Consider the following 22,682-nt stretch of genomic DNA (forward strand, 5'->3'; position numbering starts at 1 on the left):
GAAGGTGACCGGCCGACGTCGTACAGCTGGGGTTGACCCCGCGGTCAGTCGATCGCGATGACCGGCTCCCACTCGCCCGTGGCGAGGTAGGTGACCTTGCGGGCCACGGAGACGCCGTGGTCGGCGAAGCGCTCCAGGAAGCGGGAGGCCAGGGTGACGTCCGCGGTGGTCGCGGCGGAGGCGTTCCACTCCGGGGCGGCCACGGACGTGAAGTTCTTGGCATGCAGGTCGTTGATGGTGACGTTGAGGCGGACGATGGTCGAGGCGTGCGCGAGGTCGTGCGTGGAGAGCAGCTGCTCCACCTCGGTGGCGACCGCCACGGCATACTCGGCCATCTGGCGGAAGTCCTCACGGGCGGACTCCGGGACCACGAGGTCCGGGAACCGGCGGCGGGCCAGCTGGGCGATATGGCGGGCCAGGTCCCCCATGCGCTCCAGCGAGGAGCTCATGCGCAGGGCGGCGACGACGGTGCGCAGGTCAGCGGCCACGGGTCCCTGCAGGGCGAGCAGCTCGATGGCCTTCTCATCGAGGGCGGTCTGCAGGTAGTCGATGCGGGCGTCATTGGTGATGACCGTCTCGGCCAGTTCCACGTCGGCCTCCTCGAAGGAGACGCGGGCCTTGTCCATGGCCTCACGCACCAGCCCGGCGATCTCGGTGAGCTGGTCGCCCAACGACTTCAGATCGGCATGGAACAGTTCTCGCATGGATGAGTCCTCAATCCGGCTGGTCGGTGATGGGGCCGCTGTGTGCTGACGGCCACGGGCCGTTCCTGCTCTTCAGGCACGGATCCGCGATCATCTTGGCGGACCAAGGTGAACACGATCTGAACCGCGGGAACGTTCCCGTGCACATTATGCCCTGAGGTCCACCCGCCGGGCCGGAACCCCGTCCCACGTCTGGGATCCAGCGGTGAAGGTGGCGGCGGTCTCACTGGGCAGGCCCCCGACACCTGACGACGCCGTGCGCCGCGATGGGTAGTCTGGTCTGCGTGACGGATCCCGTAGTCGTAGGCGTGGTGTGCGGCCTCATCGGCTTGATCCTCGGGGTGCTCGCCATGCTGGCGTTCCGGGCCTCCGAGCGCAGCCGTGCCGTCCACCTCACCGTGGGCGAGCCGTCCGTTCCGGATGGTGCCGCCGAAGTGCTCTCCGTGATCGGCCGCGCCTATGTGCTGGTGGATGCCGTCAACGGCGTGGTCCGGGCCAACCCCTCGGCCTATGCCTTCGGCCTGGTCCGCGGCCACCACCTCGTCCATGAGGACCTGCTCGAACTGACGGACCGCGTGCGCTCGGACGGGATCATCGTGGACCGCAAGTACGAGCTGCCCCGCGGCCCTCTGGGCCAGAGCACCCTGGTGGTCCAGTTGAGGGTGGCCCCCTTGGCCGATGAGTACATCCTGCTGCTGGCGGACGACCGCACGGAGATCACCCGGACGGAGGCCATGCGGCACGACTTCGTGGCGAACGTCTCCCACGAGCTGAAGACCCCGGTCGGCGCGATCTCGTTGCTGGCCGAGGCGCTGGACGACGCCGCTGACGACGAGGACGCCGTGCGCCGTTTCGCGGGCCGAATGAGCATCGAGTCCGCCCGGCTGGCCGCCCTGGTGCAGGACATCATCGAGCTCTCCCGGCTCCAGGGCAAGGACACGGTCCGGGCCGGGCAGCCGGTGGACCTGAACAAGATCGTCAACGAGGCCGTGGACCGTTCCCGCATGCAGGCCGAGGCCCGGGACATCGACATCCGGGTGGCGGGTGAGGTCTCCGCGACCGTGTTCGGCGACCACGACCAGCTGATGACGGCGCTGCGCAACCTGATCGACAACGCGGTGCGCTATTCACCGGACGGCACCACCGTGGGAGTGGGCCTGAGGTCGGTGCGCGGCCTGGCCCAGGTGTCCGTCACGGACCAGGGGGTGGGCATCCCCGAGGAGGAGCAGGACCGGATCTTCGAACGGTTCTACCGGATCGACGCCGCCCGCTCCCGCCAGACCGGCGGCACCGGGCTGGGTCTCTCGATCGTCAAACACGTCATCTCGAACCACGGCGGGGAAGTGACGGTCTGGTCCCAGCTGGGACGAGGCTCGACCTTCACGGTCCGGTTGCCGGAGATGGAGCCCGATGCCGGGCAGCACGTACCACCAGTGGAAGGAGCCCCATCATGAGCCGCATTCTGATCGTGGAGGACGAGGAGTCGTTCAGCGACCCGTTGTCCTACCTGCTGGGCAAGGAGGGGTTCGAGGTCGAGGTTGTGGCCGACGGCAACGATGCCGTCGTGGAGTTCGACCGGGCCGGTGCCGACCTGGTGCTGCTCGACCTGCAGCTGCCGGGCCAGTCCGGCACGGAGGTCTGCCGGCAGCTCCGGCAGCGCTCCAGCGTGCCCGTCATCATGCTCACGGCCAAGGATTCGGAGATCGACAAGGTGGTGGGCCTGGAACTCGGTGCCGACGACTACGTCACCAAGCCCTACTCCTCCCGCGAGCTCGTGGCCCGCATCCGCGCTGTGCTGCGGCGTCAGGGAGAACCGGAGGAGCTAATCAGCTCCACGGTCCAGGCAGGGCCGGTGCGGATGGACATCGAACGCCATGTGGTCTCGGTGGGCGGCGAGCAGGTGTCCCTGCCGCTCAAAGAGTTCGAGCTGTTGGAGATGCTGCTGCGCAACTCCGGCCGCGTGCTGACCCGCGGCCAGCTCATCGACCGCGTCTGGGGCTCGGACTACGTGGGGGACACCAAGACCCTCGACGTCCACGTCAAGCGCCTGCGCGGCAAGATCGAACCGGATCCGTCCAACCCGCGCTACCTGGTGACCGTCCGCGGTCTGGGCTACAAGTTCGAGCCGTAGGCCGTCACATCACTGGACATGCGAAGGGCCGGCACCGAAGCGGGTGCCGGCCCTTCGCCGTGCTGCTGTGGTGAGGCTGGGCCTCAGTGGTGGCCGCCCTCTTCGGCAGCCGGTGTCTCGTACAGGTGAGCGTCCACGGACGGATCGGCACCGCCCGGGACGAAGGGCCGGTACTCCTCCAGGGTGCCGTTGAGGATCGTGATGCCCACGGTTTCGGAGACCCCGTCGACCTCGACGGTCGCGTCCACCATGGTGCCGGGGCGGCCGCCCGAGCTCGGGATGATCTGCTCGTTGGCCGGATCCTCGAGTTTCAGGGTGTCGTCGCCCGGCACCGAGAAGCGTGTCTCGGTGCCGGCCACGGTGATGGTGACCTCGAGCGGCTCGCCGGAGGCCGAGCCCAGGGTGCCGATGTAGCGCGCCTCGGAGTCCGGCTCGCTGGTGATCAGGGCGATGTTGCGCAGCTCGGCGTCGCCCACGTCGGCCACGATCCCGTCGGACGGCGCATACTGCAGCGTGGTGGCCTGCAGGTTGATGGCACTGCAGCCGGTGGCGCCCAGCAGGGCGACGGCGGCCAGGCCGGCCACGGCGGCGTTGCGGGTGGTGGCCTTGGAAGCGGCGAACTTCACGGTGGGTTCTCCTCGGTGCGAACGTCAGGCGCTGTGCATCACCGGGTCTGCGGACACGAGTGAACGCACGGCGCGGTGCTGACTCGAGACTACCGTATGCGCCCGCCTCGGGACCGTCTGCGACGCCGTGCTGGGGAGCAGGATGAAGGCGGGACGAAGACAGGATGAAGTGGAGGTGCATTATGTCGTTTCCAGCCGCGGGTTCAAGTAACGACACAGGTCACGAAAATGTGACGTGGTAAACTCTGGCGGAGGGAAAGGGGACCATCCACATGGTTTTTGAGGTCGGAGAAACAGTCGTCTACCCCCACCACGGTGCGGCGAAGATCGAAGAGATCAAGATACGCACGGTCAAGGGCGAAGAGAAGATGTACCTCAAGCTCAAAGTGGCCCAGGGCGACTTGACGATCGAAGTGCCGGCGGAGAACGTCGACCTGGTCGGCGTGCGGGATGTCGTGGACCAGGAGGGCCTGGAACGCGTTTTCGGTGTCCTGCAAGCCGAGTTCACGGAAGAGCCCACCAACTGGTCGCGTCGCTACAAGGCGAACCTGGAGAAGCTCGCCTCGGGTGACGTCATCAAGGTGGCCGAGGTGGTCCGTGACCTGTGGCGTCGGGACCAGGATCGTGGCCTGTCCGCCGGGGAGAAGCGCATGCTCGCCAAAGCCCGCCAGGTGCTCGTGTCCGAGCTGGCCCTGGCCCAGAAGACCTCGGAGGATGACGCCGCCCTGCTGCTGGACGAGACTCTCGCCGCCTGATGCGAACCACGGTCCTCATCGTGGCCGCAGGCTCGGGATCCCGGCTCCAGGCCGGGGTGCCCAAAGCCCTGGTCACGCTCAGTGACGGGCACACCATGCTTGAGCACTGCCTCGATTCCGTGGTGGCCGCCCGTGATGCGGGCGCCATCGACCTCCACGCCATCGCCGTCGTCGTCCCCGGGGACCCGGACACCGCGACATCCCTGGAAACGGTCTGCCATGCCTTTGCGGCCCGGACCGCCGTCACGGTGCAGACGGTCCCGGGGGGCGCGGAACGGGCGGACTCGGTGCGAGCCGGGCTGGCCGCCGTACGGACGTTGGCCGGCTCAGCCGGGTCAGCTGGTGGTCCCTTCGGGCGGCACGCGCTCCTGGTCCACGATGCGGCCCGGCCCTTCGTTCCGCCGGCGGTATTTGGCGCCGTGGTGACGGCCCTCGAATCCGGGACGGCCGCCGTCGTTCCCGCCGTCGAGGTGGTGGACACGATCAAGACCGTGGCCGGCGCAGGCCCGGAAGAGGTGACCGGCACCCTCCAGCGAACGCAGTTGAGGGCTGTCCAGACACCCCAGGGCTTCGACTTGACATCCCTCGAGGCCGCCCACCGCCTGGCGGAGGAGGGTGCCGGCGGTGCTGCGGCCCTGACGGACGACGCGATGGCGATGGAGGCGGCGGGCCACCGCGTCAGCGTGGTGACCGGTGATCCGCTGGGCTTCAAGATCACCACCCAGCTGGACCTGATGCTGGCCAACGCCCTGCTGGCCTCGGGCACCTCGACGAATCTGGAGCACCACTGATGACAGCACCGGCCACACCGAAGCTGCCGCGCACCGGCATCGGCACGGACGTCCATGCCTTTGCCGCCGACGGCGAGGACCGGGCCTGCTGGGTGGCCGGCCTGGAATGGCCGGGTGAGACCGGACTGTCCGGCCACTCGGACGGGGACGTGGTGGCTCACGCCGCGTGCGATGCCCTGTTCTCCGCCGCCGGGATCGGTGACCTGGGGCAGCACTTCGGCACCTCCCGCCCCGAATGGTCCGGGGCCGCCGGCACCATCCTGCTGGCCGAGGCTGCCCGCCTGGTCCAGCAGGCCGGCTTCGGGATCGGCAACGTCGCCGTGCAGCTGATCGGCAACCGCCCCAAGGTCGGCCGGCGCCGGGCGGAGGCCGAGCGAGTGCTGTCCGCGGCTGCCGGTGCCCCCGTCTCGGTGTCCGGGACCACCACCGATGCGTTGGGGTTCACCGGGCGTGGCGAGGGGCTGGCCGCCGTCGCCACCGCCCTCGTCTACCCGCTGGACTAGTATTCACTTCCGTGGCACAGCGCTTTTATGACACCAGGACCGCAACGGTGCGGGACTTCGTCCCCCTGACCGAGGGCGAGGTCTCGCTCTACTACTGCGGCGCCACGGTGCAGGGCATGCCGCACGTGGGCCATGTGCGCTCGGCCATCGTGTTCGACATCCTGGTCCGCTGGCTCGAGTACACCGGCCTGCAGGTCACCAGCGTCCGCAACGTCACGGACATCGATGACAAGATCCTGGAGAAGTCCGCCGCGTCCTACGGTGAGGACTTCGAGGAGGACGAGAACTATCCGGCCGATGAGCCGTGGTTCGCCCTCGCCTACCGGTTCGAGCACGAGTTCGCCCGCGCCTACGCTGCCCTCGGGGTTCGCCGGCCCACCTACGAGCCCCGTGCCACCGGCCACATCCCGGAGATGGTGGCGCTCATCCAGCGCCTCATCGATGCCGGCCACGCCTACCCGGCCACGGACGGTTCCGGGGACGTCTACTTCGAGGTGAACTCCTGGCCCGCGTACGGCGAGCTCACCCGCCAGCGGGTCGAGGACCTGCAGGACGCGCCCGACGCCGACCCGCGCGGCAAGCGCGATCCCCGCGACTTCGCGCTGTGGAAGGGTGCCAAGGGGACCGATCCGGCCACCGCCGCCTGGGAGTCACCCTGGGGGAGCGGCCGGCCCGGCTGGCACCTCGAGTGCTCCGCGATGTCCACCAAGTACCTCGGCAGCCACTTCGACATCCATGGCGGCGGGCTCGACCTGCGCTTCCCGCACCACGAGAACGAACTGGCGCAGTCCGCCGCGGCGGGGGACGGCTTCGCGAACTTCTGGCTGCACAACGGGATGGTGACCTACGCGGGCGAGAAGATGTCCAAATCCGTGGGCAACACCATCTCCCCGGAACAGATGCTGGAGCAGGCCCGGCCGAAGGCGGTGCGCTACTTCCTCGGTCAGGCGCACTACCGCTCCCAGCTGGACTACCGCCCCACCTCGCTGCAGGAGGCCGAGGCAGCGATCGAGCGGATCGAGGCGTTCCTGGACCGGGGGGCTGATGTGGTGGCGGACCTGCAGCTGAAGCGCGAGGAGGCGGCCGCCGTCGCCGGCACCCTCACCGGCGAGGAGGCCCCCGATGCCGTCTACGTGGCCCAGTTCAGCAGTGTCCCCACGGCCTTCCGCGCCGCGATGGAGGACGATCTCAACGTCCCGCAGGCCCTGGCGGTGCTGCACGACGCGGTCCGGGCCGGCAACAGCGCCCTGGCCGCCGGGGATGAGGACGCCGTGGAGCAGTACTACTCCGACGTGCAGTCGATGGTGGAGGTGCTCGGCCTGGACGACGTCCCCGAACCCGAGTCCGCGCAGGACCCGGCGGCCCACCATGCCCTGGACATCCTGATCCGGGCCCAGCTGGACGCACGGGCCGCCGCCCGCGCAGCGAAGGACTGGACCACCGCGGACGGGATCCGGGACACCCTGGCCGCGGCCGGCGTCGTGGTGGAGGATTCCGCCGACGGCGCCCGCTGGTCCCTGCAGTAGGAGGCGGGCGGCCACGGTGGGGCCGGGCCGTAGACTGGGGGTCAGTCTCGACCGTCGCCAGAAAGGCACCATCCACATGGCCGCAGCACCACGCTCCGGATCGTCCCGCGGGAACAGCGGAAAGAAGGGGCCCCTCAAGGGCACCGGTGGACTCGGCCGGAAGGCGCTGGAGGGCAAGGGCCCCACGCCCAAGGCCGAGGACCGCGTCTACCACAAGGCCCACCGCGCCAAGCAGCTCTCCGAGCGCTCCAGTGTCAAGAACGCGGGCCGGTCGGGCGGCCGGAACACCCGCTCGCGGCACGCGGACGAGACCGTGGCCGGCCGCAACTCGGTGGTCGAGGCCCTGCGCGCGGCCATCCCCGCCAAGGCCCTGCATGTGGCCACGCGGATCGAGATGGACGAGCGCGTCCGCGAGGCTCTGAAGCTGGCCGCCGAACGCGGCGTGCCGGTGATGGAGAACTCCAAGCCCGAGCTGGACCGCATGACGGACGATGCCGTCCACCAGGGCCTGGTGCTGCAGGTCCCGCCCTATGAGTACGCCGATGCCCCGACGCTGGCCCGCCAGACCATGGAGAAGTGGGAGAAGGGCTACCTCACGGCCCCGCCGCTGTTCATCGCGCTGGACAGCATCACCGACCCCCGGAACCTCGGCGCCATTATCCGCTCGGCCTCCGCCTTCTCGGCGCACGGCGTGGTGGTGCCCGCGCGCCGCTCCGCCGGGGTGACCGCCACCGCCTGGAAGACCTCGGCCGGTGCTGCCGTGCGGGTCCCCGTGGCCCAGGCCGGCAACCTGAACACCCTCCTGCAGGACTTCAAGAAGCTCGGGATCTTCGTCCTGGGGCTCGACGGCGGCGGGGACCGGTCCCTGCCCGGGTTGCCGTTGGCCACGGATCCGGTGTGCCTGGTGGTCGGCTCGGAAGGCAAGGGGTTGTCCCGGCTGGTCCGGGAGAATTGCGACCAGATCATCTCCATCCCGATCGCCTCGGACATGGAATCCCTGAACGCCTCGATGGCGGTGGGTATCTCGCTGTACGAGATCGCCGTCCAGCGCGCCGGCAGCCGGCCGGGGGAGACCGCGGAAGGTGGGCCGGGAGGCCAGTCCTGATGACGGTGACGTCCCAGCCGGTGCCCGGGCACCGTTCTCGGCCCTTCCCCCTCGGCCTTGCGGACCGGGTCCCCGGCGTCGCGGAGGTGGACGGAGCGGTGAACCTGGCGGTCTATGCCCCCGGGATCACCGCCCTGGACGTGGTGTACACGGACCCTGCGTTCCCGGTGGACGCCGTGCCGACGGCGGCGGACCTGCACCGGGTGGCGCTGGACGACGTCACGGACCACGTGCATCACGGCACTGTCCCAGGATTGGACTACGGCAGTCTCTACGCGCTCGTGGCCCATGACCGCCGGATCGCCGGGGTGTCCCGGAGCGGCCGCCGGGCCTCCGGCACACCGAAGCCCCTGCCCCAGTTGCTGATCGATCCCTACGGCGATGCCGTGGTGGAGCGGAACGGGCTGTACTGGTCCACCAGGGTGCGCCGGGACTTCGACTGGAACGGGGCCAGCCGGCCGCACACCCCGCTGCGGGACACCATCATCTACGAGGCCCACGTCATCGGCCAGACCAAGCTGCACCCGGGCATCCCGGCCGAGCTGCGGGGGACGTACGCCGGACTGGCACACCCCGTGATGGTCGAGTACCTGCATCACCTGGGCATCACCGCCGTGGAGCTGTTGCCGGTGCACCACCACCGGGACGAGGACCACCTGCAGCAGGCCGGGCTGGAGAACTACTGGGGGTACAACACCGTCAGTTTCTTCGCGCCGCATCCCGGCTACGCCACTGCCGCCGCACAGGCCGGCGGGCCCCAGGCCGTCCAGGACGAGTTCAAGGGCATGGTCAAGCTGCTGCACGAGGCCGGGATCGAGGTCCTGCTGGACGTGGTCTACAACCACACCGCGGAGGAGGGCCCGGGTGGGCCGACCTTCTGCTGGCGCGGCCTGGGGGACGAGCACTACTACCGGCATGACGCGTCCGGCCGGTACCTGGACACCACGGGCTGCGGCAACACGCTGAACTTCAACGATCCGCAGGTGGTGCGGATGACACTGGACTCGTTGCGCCGCTGGGTGACGGACTTCCAGATCGACGGCTTCCGCTTCGACCTGGCCGTCACGCTGTGCCGGGACGGCGGCCACCACTTCACCCCCCGCCACCCCTTCCTCGTGGCCGCCCAGGCGGATCCCGTCCTGGCGGGGACCAAGCTCATCTCCGAGCCGTGGGACGTGGGCAGCGGCGGCTGGCAGACCGGCCACTTCCCCCTGGGCTGGTCGGACTGGAACGACCGCTTCCGGGACGTGGTCCGGGACTTCTGGGTGGCGGACCGCGGGGCCCTGGAGCACGGCGGCCACGGCGGGTCCACGGCCCGGCTGGCCGACTGCCTGTCCGGATCGGCTCGGCTCTTCGAGTCCTCTGGCCGTTCCGCCCTGGCCTCCGTCAACCTCGTGACCGCCCATGACGGCTTCACCCTGCAGGATCTCGTGTCCTACAACGAGAAGCACAATGAGGCCAACGGAGAGGACAACCGGGACGGCACCTCCCACAACCGGTCCTACAACCACGGGGCCGAGGGGCCCACGGTGGACGAGGACATCCTCGACGCCCGTGCCACCACGGCCCGCAACCTGATGGCCACCCTGCTGCTGTCCCTGGGTGTGCCCATGATCACCGCCGGTGACGAGATCGGGCGCAGCCAGGGCGGCAACAACAACGCCTACTGCCAGAACAACGGCATCTCGTGGACGGACTGGGAGCTCGATGAGCGGCAGGAGCGCATGCTCGCCACCACCCGCCGGCTGATCGCGGTACGCAAGGAGTTCCTGGCCGGCCAGCCCTACTCCTACCCGGCTCGGGACCTCGGCTACCTCAAGTGGTTCAACGAGGAGGGGCGGCCCATGACCGAGGCGGCCTGGGCGGACTCCGGACAGCGGCTGCTGCAGTTGCTGATCGGCGTCCCCGGCGGCCGCAGCACCGGGCTGATCGTGTTCAACGGCGGGCTGGAGACGGTGCCCTTCCGGCTGCCGGTGCCGGAGGAGCTGCGCGGCATCACCGGCGAGCACGGGGCGGACCTGGAGGCCTTCACGCTGCAGCTCTCCACAGCCCACCACGGCGACCTCCGCCGCGGCGCCCTCTTCGCCCCGGGGGACCGGGACATGATCGAGGCCACCTCGATCACCCTCTACTCCGTCTGACCCCGCCTCCTCACCTTGCAATTGGAGGTCGAATTCGCACCATTTTCCAGGGCCGAACGGCCGGAAAGGGGTGTGAATTCGACCGCGGGATTCTCTGTTGGAGTGATAGCAGCGACGCACCGGATTCCTCCACAGCGGATGGGTCACGGTCTGCCGTCCCCAGCGGCGACGTCGGCGCGCACCATGGGCGGCCCCGTCCCGTCAGTCTGGGGGCCATGGACACCCCTGACATCATCACCCTCGCCGAGGCCCGCACGCTGGGAACGAGCCGGAGAGCATTGCAGAACTCCCGAGCCGAGCATCACCTCCATGGTCTTTACAGTCCGTTGCGTCGGGAACGAGATGGCGAGACGCTTCATCGATCATTGCTCAGGGCGGCCTCATCGGCGGCCACGGATGTGGCCTCCCATGAATCCGCCGCCCGACTGTGGGGGTTCCCGGGCTCGATGGTTCCGAGCGAGATACAGCTGCTGTCCATCTCCGGAGATCGACGGCGGCGGGTCCAGGGGATGGCCGGGCGACGCGGACTGGTGCTCCCGGACGAAACGACAGTTCTCGGCGGGATCCCCGTCACCACCCCCGCTCGAACCTGGCTGGACCTGGCCCGCACCTCTGGTGTCCTGCGGCTAGTCCTCTGGGCCGACTGGCTGTTCAACCCAGTCTGGGGTGGGGACTGGGAGCGAGAGCCCCTGGCCACGCCGACTGAACTTCGAGCCCTCCTCGACCGCCACCGGGGCAAACCCGGAATTCGCAAGGCGCGCGCAGCCGCGGACCGAGCCAAAGTCGGATCGGATTCGCCGAAAGAAACTGAGCTACGTCTGGCCCTGGTTGATGCAGGACTGCCGGAACCTGCGGTGAACCAGTGGATCATCGACCCCAGGACGGGAAGCCGAGTCCACCGAGGCGATCTGACCTACGACGAGTTCCGGATCGATCTGGAGTATGAAGGCGAACACCACTCCAGACCTGGACAGGTACAACGGGACATCGCTCGCGCTGAACGACTCCGGGCGGCGGATTGGCTGGAACTGCGTTTTAGCTCGATGCATTCTCGGCACGGTTGGCTCCCCGCCGTCCACAAGACCCGGGAGGCCCTCTTGTCCCGTGGGTGGGTGCCCAGGGGAGACTAGGTCGCCCGTGAGGCTTCCACATCCCCTTCCGATCCAGAACTGGAGGTCGAATTCGCACGGTGTTCAGGGGGTCTGGCCCAGAAAACGGTGCGATTTCGACCTCTAGTTGATAGGGGTCAACCGGCGTTGACCACCAGCGCCATCTCGGCTGTCGAGGCCAGCAGTTCGTGCTGCGGCAGCACCCGGACCGAGTAGCCGAAGGCGCCGGAGCGGTCGATCACCAGGGAACCGGTGAACTGCCAGCGGCCGTCTCCCAGGTCTTGGGCCGGAGTCAGCTCCAGGGCGCCGGTGTCGGCGAGGGTGTCCTCCTCGAGCACGCCGGACGGCTTGGTGGTGACCCGGCCGTACACGGCCTCCACTCGCACGTCCTCGGGGGACAGCTGCCCCAGGCTGATGTAGGCGGAGACCTGCATCTCGTCGCCGACCTGGGGATTCTCGGAGACGCCGAGCGAATCGACGTGTTCCACCGTCACCGAGCCGAAGCCGGCCCGGACCCTGGTCTTCCAGGCGGCCAGCTCGCGGGCTCTGGCGTAGTCGTCCGCGTCCATGAGCCGGCCTGCCCGCCCGGCTGGGAGGTATAGCTCGTTGACGTAGTCCTGCACCATCCGGTCGGCCGAGGTCGCCGGGCCGAGGGTGGCCATGGTGTGCTTGATCATGGCCAGCCACTGGTGCGGGAGGCCGTCCGTGGAGGCGTCCGACGGGCCGGCGGCCCCGGCCTGGTCCGAGGGCTCGGCGCCGTAGAAGCGCGGAACCAGCTCGTTCTCCAGCAAGCCGTAGAGTGCGGCCGCCTCCACGTCGTCCCGCTCCTCGGTGGAGGCCGCGGACGAGGCGCTCGGGATGGCCCAGCCGTTCTCGCCGTCGTACATCTCGTCCCACCAGCCGTCCAGCACGGAGAGGTTCAGCCCGCCGTTCATGGCGACCTTCATGCCGGAGGTGCCGCAGGCCTCCAACGGGCGCAGGGGGTTGTTCAGCCAGACGTCGCAACCGGGCGTCAGGGTGGAGGCCATCTGGATGTCGTAGTTGGGCAGGAACACGATCCGGTGGCGCACCTCCGGGTCGTCCGTGAACCGCACCATCTGCTGGATCATCAGTTTGCCCTGCTCATCGGCGGGGTGGGACTTGCCGGCCACCACCAGCTGGATGGGGTGCTCCGGATCCGTCAGGAGCCGCTTCAGCCGCTCGGGATCGCGCAGCATCAACGTCAGCCGCTTGTAGGTGGGCACCCGCCGGGCGAATCCGATGGTCATGACGTTCTCGTCCAGCACGGAATCGGTCCAGGCGAGCTCGGCCTCGGAGGCCCCGCGCTTGCGCCAGGAGGACCGCAGCCGTGATCGCACGTCCGCGATCAGGGCACGCCGCAGGGTCCGGCGCAGTTCCCACAATTCCGCGTCGGGGACGTCGAAGACGCGCTGCCAGTCGTGACCGGCCACGGCGGACGTCCCGAACAGCTCGATCGCCCGGGCAGACACCGTGTCCGAGACCCAGGTGGGGGCGTGCACGCCGTTCGTGATGGACCCGATCGGCACCTCATCGGCGTCGAAGCCCGGCCACAGGCCCTTGAACATCTCCCGGGACACCTCCCCGTGCAGCTGGGCCACGCCGTTGGCGCGCTGGCCGAGGCGCAGGCCCATCACGGCCATGTTGTGCACGCCGGGGGTGCCGCCCTCGTAGTCCTCGGCGCCCAAGGCCAGCACGTGCTCGAGCGGCACGCTCGGGGCCAGCCCGGCCCGGAAGAACTGCTCCACCAGGGCGCGGTCGAAACGGTCGATCCCGGCGGGCACCGGTGTATGCGTGGTGAACACGGTCGAGGCTCGCACCGAGGTCAGCGCGGTCTCCCAGTCCAGCCCGGCGGACATGAGCTCCTCGATCCGCTCGATGCCCTGGAAGCCGGCATGGCCCTCGTTCGTGTGGTAGACGGACGGCACATCCGTACCGGTGAGCCGCGCGTACAGGCGCAGCGCCTTGACCCCGCCCATGCCGAGCAGCAGCTCCTGCTGCAGCCGCTGGTCCCCACCGCCGCCGTACAGGCGGTCGGTGATGGAGCGCGCGGTGTCGTCGTTGGCCGGGACATTGGAGTCCAGCAACAGCAAGGGCACGCGCCCGACGTCGGCCCGCCACACCTGGGCGTGCAAGGTCCGGCCCGAGGGCAGCGGCAGGCGGACGAGTGCGGCGGCCCCGTCCTCCTCCTTGAGGAGGGTCAGTGGCAGGTTGTCCGGGTCCAGGACCGGGTAGGTCTCCATCTGCCAGGCGTCGCGGGACAGGGACTGCTTGAAGTAGCCCGACTGGTACAGCAGGCCCACGCCGATGATCGGCACGCCGAGGTCTGAGGCGGACTTCAGGTGGTCACCGGCCAGGATGCCCAGACCACCGGAGTACTGGGGGAGCACGGCTGTGATGCCGAACTCGGGAGAGAAGTAGGCGATGGGACGCGGAGCCGGGATGTCTCCGCCCGGGCCACCCGAGGCACCGACGAAGTCCTGCTGGAACCACCGGTCCTCGGTGAGGTAGCGGTCCAGATCGGCGGTGGCGTCCTGGACGCGGGCCACGATCTGCGCATCGGCGGCGAGCTCGGTCAGCCGGTGCCGGTCGAAGGACCCCAGCAGGGCCACGGGGTCCTGGTTCGACTCGGACCAGGCCTGGGGGTCCAGGTCCCGGAACAACTCCTTGGTCTGGGGGTGCCAGGACCAGCGCAGGTTGGTCGCCAGACGGCTCAGTCCCGCGATCGACTCGGGCAGGTGGGTACGGACGGTAAACCGACGGATAGCCTTCACCCGGCCCATTATCCACGGGGGCCCGCCCCGCCGCGGGACTGCCGGGTGAACCGCGGCCGACGCGCGGTTGGCCGCCGGTTGAATCCTCGGAGCCAGGAACCCCTCCAGCAGGGGATCACGTGCCTCGGGCCCGCGATTTCGTCCCGATCAGTGGCCACGGGGGGATCGCCCCGGTAACGTCGGGACCGTGGGAGCTGCCAAGAATTCCAGTAATTCTGTCCGAATGCCGATGTTCCGCACCGAGGTCAAGGTGGGACGCATTCCGGTCACCGGTGTCCAGCCGGTGGTCCACTGCGGCGCCGTCCCGGCCAAGGCGCTGATCGGTGAGGACATCCCGGTCCGCGCCACCGTGTTCCGCGAGGGGCATGACCGGCTCGGGGCCACCGCCGTCCTCCACGGCCCGGACGGCGCCGAAGTCCAGCGGACGCGCATGACAGAGGGCGCGCCCGGGCTGGACGAGTTCGTGGCCACGCTGCGGCCGGCCGTCGTCGGGCCCCACTCCTTCACCATCGAGGGCTGGTCTGATCCCTACGCGACCTGGCACCACGCCGCCACCGTCAAGATCGAGGCCGGGGTGGACGTCGAGCTGATGCTGGCAGAGGGCGGATCTCTGTTCCGGCAGGCCGCCGCGGATCCCGACCGTTCCGAGGCGGACCGGGCGGTCCTGGCACGGGCCGTGCGGGGACTCGAGGACACCACGCGGGACACGCAGGAGCGTCTGCTGGCGGCGGAGGACCCGGACCTGACCGACGTGCTCGCCGCCCGTCCGATCCGCGAGTTCCTCTCCCCGTCGCCCGCCTACCCGCTGGATGTGCAGCGTGCGCTGGCCGGCCGGGGTGCGTGGTACGAGTTCTTCCCCCGCTCCGAGGGGGCGGTCTACCACCCGGAATCGGGGACCTGGGCCTCCGGAACCTTCACGACGGCGGCCAGCCGGCTCCCAGCGGTCGCGGAGATGGGCTTCGACGTCATCTACCTCCCGCCGATCCACCCGATCGGCCGCGCACACCGCAAGGGCCCGAACAACGCGCTGGAGGCGGGACCCCACGACCCGGGTTCACCGTGGGCCATCGGGTCGCCGGAGGGTGGCCATGACGCGATCCACCCCGATCTCGGCACGGCCGAGGACTTCGCCGCGTTCGTCGAGCGGGCCACCGGGCTCGGGTTGGAGGTCGCCCTCGACCTGGCCCTGCAGTGCTCCCCGGACCACCCCTGGGTCGCCGAGCACCCCGCATGGTTCACCACCCGCGTGGACGGCACCATCGCCTATGCGGAGAATCCGCCGAAGAAGTACCAGGACATCTACCCGCTGAACTTTGACAACGATCCCCGCGGGCTGCGGCGGGCCGTGCTGAGGGTCGTGGAGCTGTGGATCGCCCGCGGGGTGAAGATCTTCCGGGTGGACAACCCGCACACCAAGCCCCTGTGGTTCTGGGAGTGGCTGATCGCGAAGGTGCACCGCAGCCATCCGGAGGTGGTGTTCCTGGCGGAGGCCTTCACTCGGCCGGCCATGATGCACGCCTTGGGCCGGGCCGGGTTCCAGCAGTCCTATTCCTACTTCACGTGGCGGAACACGCGGGACGAGATCGCCGAGTACCTGCACGAGGTCACGGCCGAGACTCCGGCGTTCTACCGTCCGAACTTCTTCGTCAACACCCCGGACATCCTCACGGAGTTCCTGCAGTTCGGCGGGCCCGCGGCCTTCAAGATCCGTGCCGTGCTGGCGGCCCTGTCCAATCCGATGTGGGGCATGTACGCCGGTTTCGAGCTGTTCGAGCACGTGGCCCGCGCGGGCGCCGAGGAGTACGTCGACAACGAGAAGTACGAGTACCGGCCCCGTGACTTCGCCGGCGCCGAGGCCCGGGGTGCCTCGCTCGCCCCCTACATCACCCGGTTGAACCGGATCCGCCGGGCCCACCCGGCGTTCCAGGACCTGCAGAACCTCGTCCTGCACCCGGCGGACAATGACGGGATCCTGGCCTTCTCCAAGTCCCGCCGCCACCTGCCGGACGGTCAGTACCGGGCCCCGGCCGGCGTCGCGCCCCCGGTGTTTCCCGGCGTGCCGGATGCCGCGGCGCTGACGGAGTCCCTGCCCGGCCGGGCGGACACGGTCATCGTGGTGCTGAACTGCGATCCGCATGCGGCGCGCGAGGCCACCGTCTCGCTCGACCTTGCGGCCCTGGACCTGGACCCGGCGGACCTGGATTCCGAGGGCCGGTTCGAGGTCGAGGACCTCATCACCGGAGCCCGCTGGCGGTGGGGCGCGGACAACTACGTGCGGCTGGACCCCTTCGTCGAGCCCGCCCACGTGCTCCGGATCGTCCGGGAGGACTGATGGCCAACTCCTTCCAGCTGCACACCCACGGGATCTCCCACGACCCGGACTGGTTCCGGACCGCCGTGTTCTACGAGGTGCTCGTGCGAGCCTTCCACGATGACAACGGGGACGGGTCCGGGGATTTCGAGGGCCTGATCAACAAACTCGACTACCTGCAGTGGCTGGGCATCGACTGCCTGTGGGTGCCCCCGTTCTACCGATCGCCGCTGCGGGACGGCGGCTATGACATCGCGGACTACTACGAGGTGCTGGACGAGTTCGGCACCGCCTCGGACTTCAAGAGGCTCGTGGCAGAGGCCCATGCGCGCGGACTGAGGGTCATCATCGACCTGCCGCTGAACCACACCTCGGACCAGCACGCCTGGTTCCAGGAGTCCCGGTCTGACCCGGACGGCCCGTACGGCGACTTCTACGTGTGGAGTGACACGGACGAGAAGTACCAGGACGCCCGCATCATCTTCGTGGACACGGAGGAGTCCAACTGGGCGTTCGACCCGGTCCGCCGCCAGTTCTTCTGGCACCGCTTCTTCTCCCACCAGCCGGACCTGAACTTCGAGAATCCCGCAGTGATCGAGGCGCTGTTCGACGTGGTCCGCTATTGGATGGACATGGGCGTGGACGGCTTCCGTGCTGACGCCATCCCCTACCTCTTCGAGGAGGAGGGCACCGACTGCGAGAACGACCCGCGCACCCACGGCTTCCTGCAGCAGTTGCGCGCCATGGTCGACGCGGAGTATCCGGGCCGGGTCATCATCGCCGAGGCCAACCAGCCGCCGGCGGACGTGGTGGACTACTTCGGTACGGAGGAGGAGCCGGAATGCCACATGTGCTTCCACTTCCCGATCATGCCGAAGATCTTCTACGCCCTGCGCGACCACAAGGCCACCGCGATCCTCGAAGCGCTGGCCGAGACCCCGCAGATCCCCGCCGGCACCCAGTGGGGCACGTTCCTGCGCAACCATGACGAACTCACCCTGGAGATGGTCACCCCGGAGGAACGCCAGGCGATGCTGGGGTGGTACGCCCCGGACTCACGCATGCGGGCCAACGTGGGCATCCGCCGCCGGCTCGCGTCCCTGCTGGACAACAGCCGGTCCGAACTCGAGCTGATCCACGCGCTGCTGCTGGCCATGCCGGGCTCGCCGTTCCTGTACTACGGGGACGAGCTCGGCATGGGGGACAACATCTGGCTGCCGGACCGGGATGCCTCGCGCACCCCCATGCAGTGGAACCCGGACCGCAACGCCGGGTTCTCCGAGGCGGACCCCGGAAAGCTGTACCTGCCGGTCATCCAGTCGCTCGTCTACCACTACAACCACGTCAACGTGGAGGCGCAGCTGGCCTCCAACGGCTCCCTGCTGCACTGGGTCCGCGAGACCCTCGCCGTCCGCAAGCGGCACCCCGTGTTCGGGCTGGGCGACTTCACGGTGGTGGAGGCTGAGGCCGAACAGGTTTTCGCCTTCGTCCGGGACCTGCCCGCCTCCGAGAAGGAGGATCTGTACCCCGAGACGGTGCTCTGCGTCTTCAACCTCGCCCCGGAACCGGTGGCCACCTGGCTGAGCGTGCCGGGCTATGAGGGCCGGGGCCTGCGCGATGTCTTCGGCGGCCGGCCGTTCCTCGACATCGGCGAGGACGGCCGCCTGCCCGTCACCCTTCCCGGCCACGGCTTCTACTGGTTGCGGCTGCGGACCGGCCCGGAGCCCATGCCGGGGGCGGATGCGGCTGCCCTGGCCGGCCGGCCGAACCCCTACACCACGGCGATGCCGGTCATCACCCCGGACCTGACCGCGACCACGCCAGGGGGGCGGAACCGATGACCGGCGCACGCTACCCGGACGTCCACGACCTCCTCGTCCGGTGGCTCCCGGACCAACGCTGGTTCCCGCTCCGGGGAGACGTCGCGCTGCGCCGGGCCGGCGAACACCGGTTGGCCTCGACTGCAGACGGCACCGGCGACGTCCAGCTCCTGTCGCTGATCCTCACGGCCGCTCCCGCGGGAAGCGAGGGAAACGAGGACGCCGTCGCTGTGTCCGTCCCCCTGACGATGCGCCGGGAGGACGTCCCGGGTGCCTCAGCCGCGCTGATCGGCCGCGCGGACACACCGTCCGGCCCCCGATGGGTCTACGACGGCACCCAGGACCCAGCCTTCGTCACGGCGTGGTTGGAGCTGATGCGCCGTGAGGCGTCTACAGAGACGTCTACTGAGAGCAGCGGGGCTGGCGGAGTCGCAGGCCATGCCTACGCCGGCTTCCGCGACTGGCCCGCCTTCGGCCCGGACACCCTGCACCTGCGCGTGCTCCAGGGCGAGCAGTCCAACACGTCCGTGGTGGTGGGTGCGGACCCAGGGCGGCTCATCCTCAAGTTCTTCCGGGTGCTGGCCCCGGGCGCCCATCCCGACGTCGAGATCGGCCTGGCGCTCACGGCCGGCGGTTCCAGCGAGGTCCCCGTGACGTATGGCTCGGCCACGGCGACGTGGACCCGGCCCGGGATGGTTGCTGGCACGGAGACGGGTGAGGTCTGCGTGCTGCGCGAGTTCATCGAGGACTCCCGGGACGCCTGGCGCGAGGCCACCGATGCGGCTGCCGCCGGCCGCGACTTCACCACCGAGGCCGCCGGGATCGGTGCGGCCACGGGACGGCTTCACCTGGCCCTCGCCGAGGCCTTCGGCACCCGCCCCGTCTCCGATGGCGGCGAGGGCACACCGGCCGTGCTCACGGCGCTCGCGGACCGCCTTGAGTGGGGGTGGCGCGAGGCGGCCTCGGCCGTGGGGGAGGAGCACGGGGATGGGCTGCGTGCGGTGATCGAGTCACTGCGGTCCCCGGAGGCGAGAGCCGGGATACCGCCGCTGCAGCGGATCCACGCGGACTACCATCTCGGACAGGTCCTGGCCTCGCCGGCTCCCGCCGCCACGGCCACAGGCACGGGACAGGACGGCTGGCGCTGGACCGTCCTCGACTTCGAAGGCGAGCCGCTCCGGGAGGCGACGGAGCGATCCGGTTGGGATCTGCCGCTCCGCGATGTCGTCGGCATGCTGCGGTCCTTCGACTATGCCGGTGCCCTGTCCGGCGCCCCGGCCTGGACGGAACCGGCTCAGCAGGCCTTCCTCGAGGGCTATGGGTCCGCCGTCGGGGCGACGGTGGACACCGGCTCCACCGTCTTCACCGCCCTGATGCTGGACAAGGCGCTCTACGAGACCGCCTATGAGTTGCGCCACCGCCCAGACTGGGTCGACGTGCCCGCTGCGGCCGTCCGCGGACTCCTGCGCCAGACCGCCGTGGCGGCTACCGTGGGCCCAGGACGCCAGAACACCATCCAGGAGGATGCCGTGGAATCGGATCATGCCGCGCAGGAGACCACAGTGCCGCTGGACGTGCACGCGGAGGTGCTGGCCGCCGTCGCGCAGGGCCGCTACCACCAGCCGCATGAGGTGCTGGGCGCCCACCTGGGGGACACCGGCACCGTGACGTTCCGGGTGCTGCGCCCCTTGGCCGAGGACCTGACTGTCCTGCTCGACGATGGCACGCGCGTCCCGCTGCGCCATGAACACGAGGGAGTGTGGGTTGGGACGGCCCCTGCCACGGACCCGGGCCACGTCCCGGGCTACCGCATCCTCGTGACCTACCCCGGTGTGGCCGAGGCGGAGCAGGACGATCCCTACCGGTACCTGCCCACGGTGGGGGAGCTGGACCAGCACCTGTTCCGCGAGGGCCGTCACGAGACGCTGTGGACGGTCCTCGGCGCGCGCGTGCGCCACTACTCCTCGCCCCAGGGCGACATCACGGGAACCTCCTTCGCCGTCTGGGCCCCCAACGCAGCGGCCGTGCGGGTCAAGGGCGACTTCAACGGCTGGGACGGCCGCCAGCACGCCCTGCGCTCGCTGGGAGACTCGGGCCTCTGGGAGATCTTCGTTCCGGGGATCGGGGCCGGGACCGTCTACAAGTACGCGATCCTCGGCCGGGACGGCCACTGGCGGGACAAGGCCGACCCGATGGCCCGCTGGACCGAGGTGCCGCCGGCCTCCGGCTCCCGGGTGGAGGACTCCCGGTACGCCTTCGGGGACGCGGCGTGGATGGAGAAGCGGGCGGCGACCAATCCGCACGACGCGGCCATGAGTGTCTATGAGGTGCACGCCGGGTCCTGGCGGCCGGGGCTGAGCTACCGCGAGCTGGCGGATCAGCTGGTCGAGTACGTCTCCTGGCAGGGTTTCACCCACGTGGAGTTCATGCCGGTGGCGGAGCACCCCTTCGGAGGTTCCTGGGGCTACCAGGTCACCGGGTACTACGCCCCCACCTCACGGTTCGGCTCCCCAGACGACTTCAAGTACCTGGTGGACCGGCTGCACCAGGCTGGTATCGGCGTGCTCCTGGACTGGGTGCCCGCCCACTTCCCCAAGGACGACTGGGCCCTGGCGAAGTTCGACGGGCAGCCCCTCTACGAGTACGCCGACCCGCGCAAGGGGGAGCACCCTGACTGGGGCACCCTGGTGTTCGACTACGGCCGCACCGAGGTGCGGAACTTCCTGGTGGCCAACGCCCTCTACTGGCTGGAGGAGTTCCACATCGACGGGCTGCGCGTGGACGCAGTGGCCTCGATGCTGTACCTGGACTACTCCCGCGAGGCTGGGGAGTGGGTGCCGAACGTGCACGGGGGAAACCACAACCTCGAGGCCATCAGCTTCCTGCAGGAGACCACGGCCACGGCCTACCGGCGCAACCCCGGGATCGTGATGATCGCCGAGGAGTCCACGGCATTCTCCGGAGTGACCGCGCCGACCAGCCATGACGGGCTCGGCTTCGGCCTGAAGTGGAACATGGGCTGGATGCACGATTCCCTCGCCTACCTGTCCGAGGACCCGGTCAACCGCAAGTGGCATCATCACGAGATGACGTTCTCGACGGTCTATGCCTGGAGCGAGAACTACGTGCTGCCGCTCTCGCATGACGAGGTGGTCCACGGCAAGGGCTCGTTGCTGCGCAAGATGCCGGGCGACCGCTGGCAGCAGTTGGCCTCCCTGCGGGCGTACTACGCCTACATGTGGGCGCACCCGGGTAAGCAGCTACTGTTCATGGGATCCGAGTTCGGCCAGGAGTCCGAGTGGAGGGAATCCCACGGGCTGGACTGGTGGCTCACGGACACCCCCGGCCACAAGGGCCTCATGAAGACCGTGCGGGACCTGAACCTGCTGTACCGTGACGCCCCCGAGCTGTGGAGCCAGGACAACGATCCGGCCGGATTCCAGTGGATCGACCAGAACGACGGCGACCGGAACCTCTTCACGTTCATCCGCTGGTCCACGCCGGAGTACGGTGCCGGCGAGGCGCGTCCCCTGGTCTGCGTGACGAACCTGTCCGGCAACCCCCATCACGAGGTCCGCCTGGGACTGCCCTTCGCGGGGCAGTGGCGGGAGGCCCTGAACACCGACGCGGAGAGCTACGGCGGTTCCGGTCTCGGCAATCATGGACGGATCGAGGCGACGGGTGAGGCGTGTCAGGGACAACCGGCCTCCGCCATGATCACCGCCCCGCCGCTCGCCACGGTGTACCTCCGTCCGGCCCGCTGATCACCGTCTGATTCCTGCTCGCCGGGAGGGTGCGCGGCCGATTTTGCAAAGCTCCAGAATCTGTGTATTGTCTTCTCTTGTGCCAAGGCGCGGAAGACAAGTTCTTCCAGACCGAAACGGCGAAGATCCACGGGAAATCCGGGGTCGGAAGCCACACCATGGCACCGGGAAAGCCGCAAGGCGGAACCGCTGGTGATGATCCAGGCAGCTCGGAAGGACTTCGGTCCGGAGGAAAAGCCCGGCGCGGTGGATTTGACACCGAGTCGAGAGAGGGTCTAAGCTAGAAAAGTTGCTTCGGAGCAACGAACCAGTCGCAGAGCGGCGGTCCTGAGGTCCGGAAGCAACACAGAGGGACTTCGGTTCCACTCCAGAAAATCGCCGGAAACGCCGATTTGACGGGGAGGAAACAAGGAACTAAGCTTGAAAAGCCGCAGATGAGAAAAGCAAAGATTTCGCCGGTCTTACCGGATTCTTTGTGAGTAGCCATCATGTGCCTGTTGTTTGAGAACTCAATAGTGTGCCAAGTTTGTTGATGCCAATTTTTTGAATTGGTTGATTGGTTGCTGGGACACACCCCGTGTGTTTGCAGTGACTTTTTGCCATG

General features: G+C 69.0%; 15 protein-coding genes. 12 read left to right on the forward strand and 3 right to left on the reverse strand.

Annotated features, from left to right (window positions below):
- Positions 1 to 44: 44 nt before the first annotated feature.
- A complete protein-coding gene (phoU, locus tag IEX49_RS07350; RefSeq protein ID WP_188805501.1) occupies positions 45 to 704 on the reverse strand; it encodes a phosphate signaling complex protein PhoU in 660 nt (219 codons plus the stop codon).
- Positions 705 to 1,054: 350 nt separating this feature from the next.
- Between phoU and IEX49_RS07355 the strand changes: the two genes are divergently transcribed.
- Positions 1,055 to 2,158: a sensor histidine kinase gene (locus IEX49_RS07355; RefSeq protein WP_229672377.1), complete on the forward strand. Its 1,104-nt coding sequence runs from the start codon at positions 1,055 to 1,057 to the stop codon at positions 2,156 to 2,158.
- The gene (locus tag IEX49_RS07360) at positions 2,155 to 2,835 is read left to right on the forward strand and encodes a winged helix-turn-helix domain-containing protein (RefSeq protein WP_159548968.1); all 681 of its coding nucleotides are present in this window, start codon (positions 2,155 to 2,157) and stop codon (positions 2,833 to 2,835) included. The genes IEX49_RS07355 and IEX49_RS07360 overlap by 4 nt, the downstream gene beginning before the upstream one ends.
- Before the next feature lie 83 nt (positions 2,836 to 2,918).
- Here the strand turns inward: IEX49_RS07360 and IEX49_RS07365 are convergent, their stop codons facing one another.
- A complete protein-coding gene (locus IEX49_RS07365; protein WP_188805503.1) occupies positions 2,919 to 3,461 on the reverse strand; it encodes a hypothetical protein in 543 nt (180 codons plus the stop codon).
- Positions 3,462 to 3,733: 272 nt separating this feature from the next.
- Here IEX49_RS07365 and IEX49_RS07370 point away from each other — a divergent pair, with 272 nt between their 5' ends.
- The 7 genes from IEX49_RS07370 (at position 3,734) to IEX49_RS07400 (ending at position 11,412) form a co-directional block, all read left to right on the forward strand.
- Positions 3,734 to 4,216 carry a CarD family transcriptional regulator gene (locus IEX49_RS07370; RefSeq protein ID WP_188805504.1) on the forward strand — a complete coding sequence of 161 codons (483 nt, stop codon included), beginning with the start codon at positions 3,734 to 3,736 and terminating at the stop codon, positions 4,214 to 4,216.
- The gene (locus tag IEX49_RS07375; protein ID WP_188805505.1) at positions 4,216 to 5,007 is read left to right on the forward strand and encodes an IspD/TarI family cytidylyltransferase; all 792 of its coding nucleotides are present in this window, start codon (positions 4,216 to 4,218) and stop codon (positions 5,005 to 5,007) included. The genes IEX49_RS07370 and IEX49_RS07375 overlap by 1 nt, the downstream gene beginning before the upstream one ends.
- A complete protein-coding gene (gene ispF / locus IEX49_RS07380) occupies positions 5,007 to 5,510 on the forward strand; it encodes a 2-C-methyl-D-erythritol 2,4-cyclodiphosphate synthase (protein ID WP_188805506.1) in 504 nt (167 codons plus the stop codon). Before IEX49_RS07375 ends, ispF begins: the two co-directional genes overlap by 1 nt.
- Before the next feature lie 11 nt (positions 5,511 to 5,521).
- Positions 5,522 to 7,036, forward strand: a complete 1,515-nt coding sequence (cysS, locus tag IEX49_RS07385; protein ID WP_188805507.1) for a cysteine--tRNA ligase — start codon at positions 5,522 to 5,524, stop codon at positions 7,034 to 7,036.
- Positions 7,037 to 7,112: 76 nt separating this feature from the next.
- On the forward strand, positions 7,113 to 8,141 hold the full coding sequence (gene rlmB / locus IEX49_RS07390; RefSeq protein ID WP_188805508.1) for a 23S rRNA (guanosine(2251)-2'-O)-methyltransferase RlmB: 1,029 nt from the start codon (positions 7,113 to 7,115) through the stop codon (positions 8,139 to 8,141).
- Positions 8,141 to 10,282 carry a glycogen debranching protein GlgX gene (gene glgX, locus IEX49_RS07395; RefSeq protein ID WP_188805509.1) on the forward strand — a complete coding sequence of 714 codons (2,142 nt, stop codon included), beginning with the start codon at positions 8,141 to 8,143 and terminating at the stop codon, positions 10,280 to 10,282. The genes rlmB and glgX overlap by 1 nt, the downstream gene beginning before the upstream one ends.
- Positions 10,283 to 10,497: 215 nt before the next feature.
- On the forward strand, positions 10,498 to 11,412 hold the full coding sequence (locus IEX49_RS07400) for a hypothetical protein (protein WP_188805510.1): 915 nt from the start codon (positions 10,498 to 10,500) through the stop codon (positions 11,410 to 11,412).
- Positions 11,413 to 11,528: 116 nt separating this feature from the next.
- Here IEX49_RS07400 and glgP read toward each other — a convergent pair whose 3' ends face one another.
- Positions 11,529 to 14,183, reverse strand: a complete 2,655-nt coding sequence (gene glgP / locus IEX49_RS07405) for an alpha-glucan family phosphorylase (RefSeq protein WP_188805511.1) — start codon at positions 14,181 to 14,183, stop codon at positions 11,529 to 11,531.
- A 229-nt stretch (positions 14,184 to 14,412) separates the two neighbouring features.
- On the opposite strand from glgP, the gene IEX49_RS07410 reads away from it, so the two are divergent.
- From IEX49_RS07410 to glgB, 3 genes are read left to right on the forward strand one after another with little or no spacing between them, the layout of a single operon-like run.
- Positions 14,413 to 16,515: an alpha-1,4-glucan--maltose-1-phosphate maltosyltransferase gene (locus tag IEX49_RS07410; RefSeq protein ID WP_188805554.1), complete on the forward strand. Its 2,103-nt coding sequence runs from the start codon at positions 14,413 to 14,415 to the stop codon at positions 16,513 to 16,515.
- Positions 16,515 to 18,335 carry a maltose alpha-D-glucosyltransferase gene (gene treS / locus IEX49_RS07415; protein WP_188805512.1) on the forward strand — a complete coding sequence of 607 codons (1,821 nt, stop codon included), beginning with the start codon at positions 16,515 to 16,517 and terminating at the stop codon, positions 18,333 to 18,335. Before IEX49_RS07410 ends, treS begins: the two co-directional genes overlap by 1 nt.
- A complete protein-coding gene (glgB, locus tag IEX49_RS07420) occupies positions 18,332 to 22,078 on the forward strand; it encodes a 1,4-alpha-glucan branching protein GlgB (RefSeq protein ID WP_188805513.1) in 3,747 nt (1,248 codons plus the stop codon). The genes treS and glgB overlap by 4 nt, the downstream gene beginning before the upstream one ends.
- Positions 22,079 to 22,682: the final 604 nt, after the last annotated feature.

The sequence above is a fragment of the Citricoccus zhacaiensis genome, from assembly GCF_014645315.1.
Classification (GTDB): domain Bacteria; phylum Actinomycetota; class Actinomycetes; order Actinomycetales; family Micrococcaceae; genus Citricoccus; species Citricoccus zhacaiensis.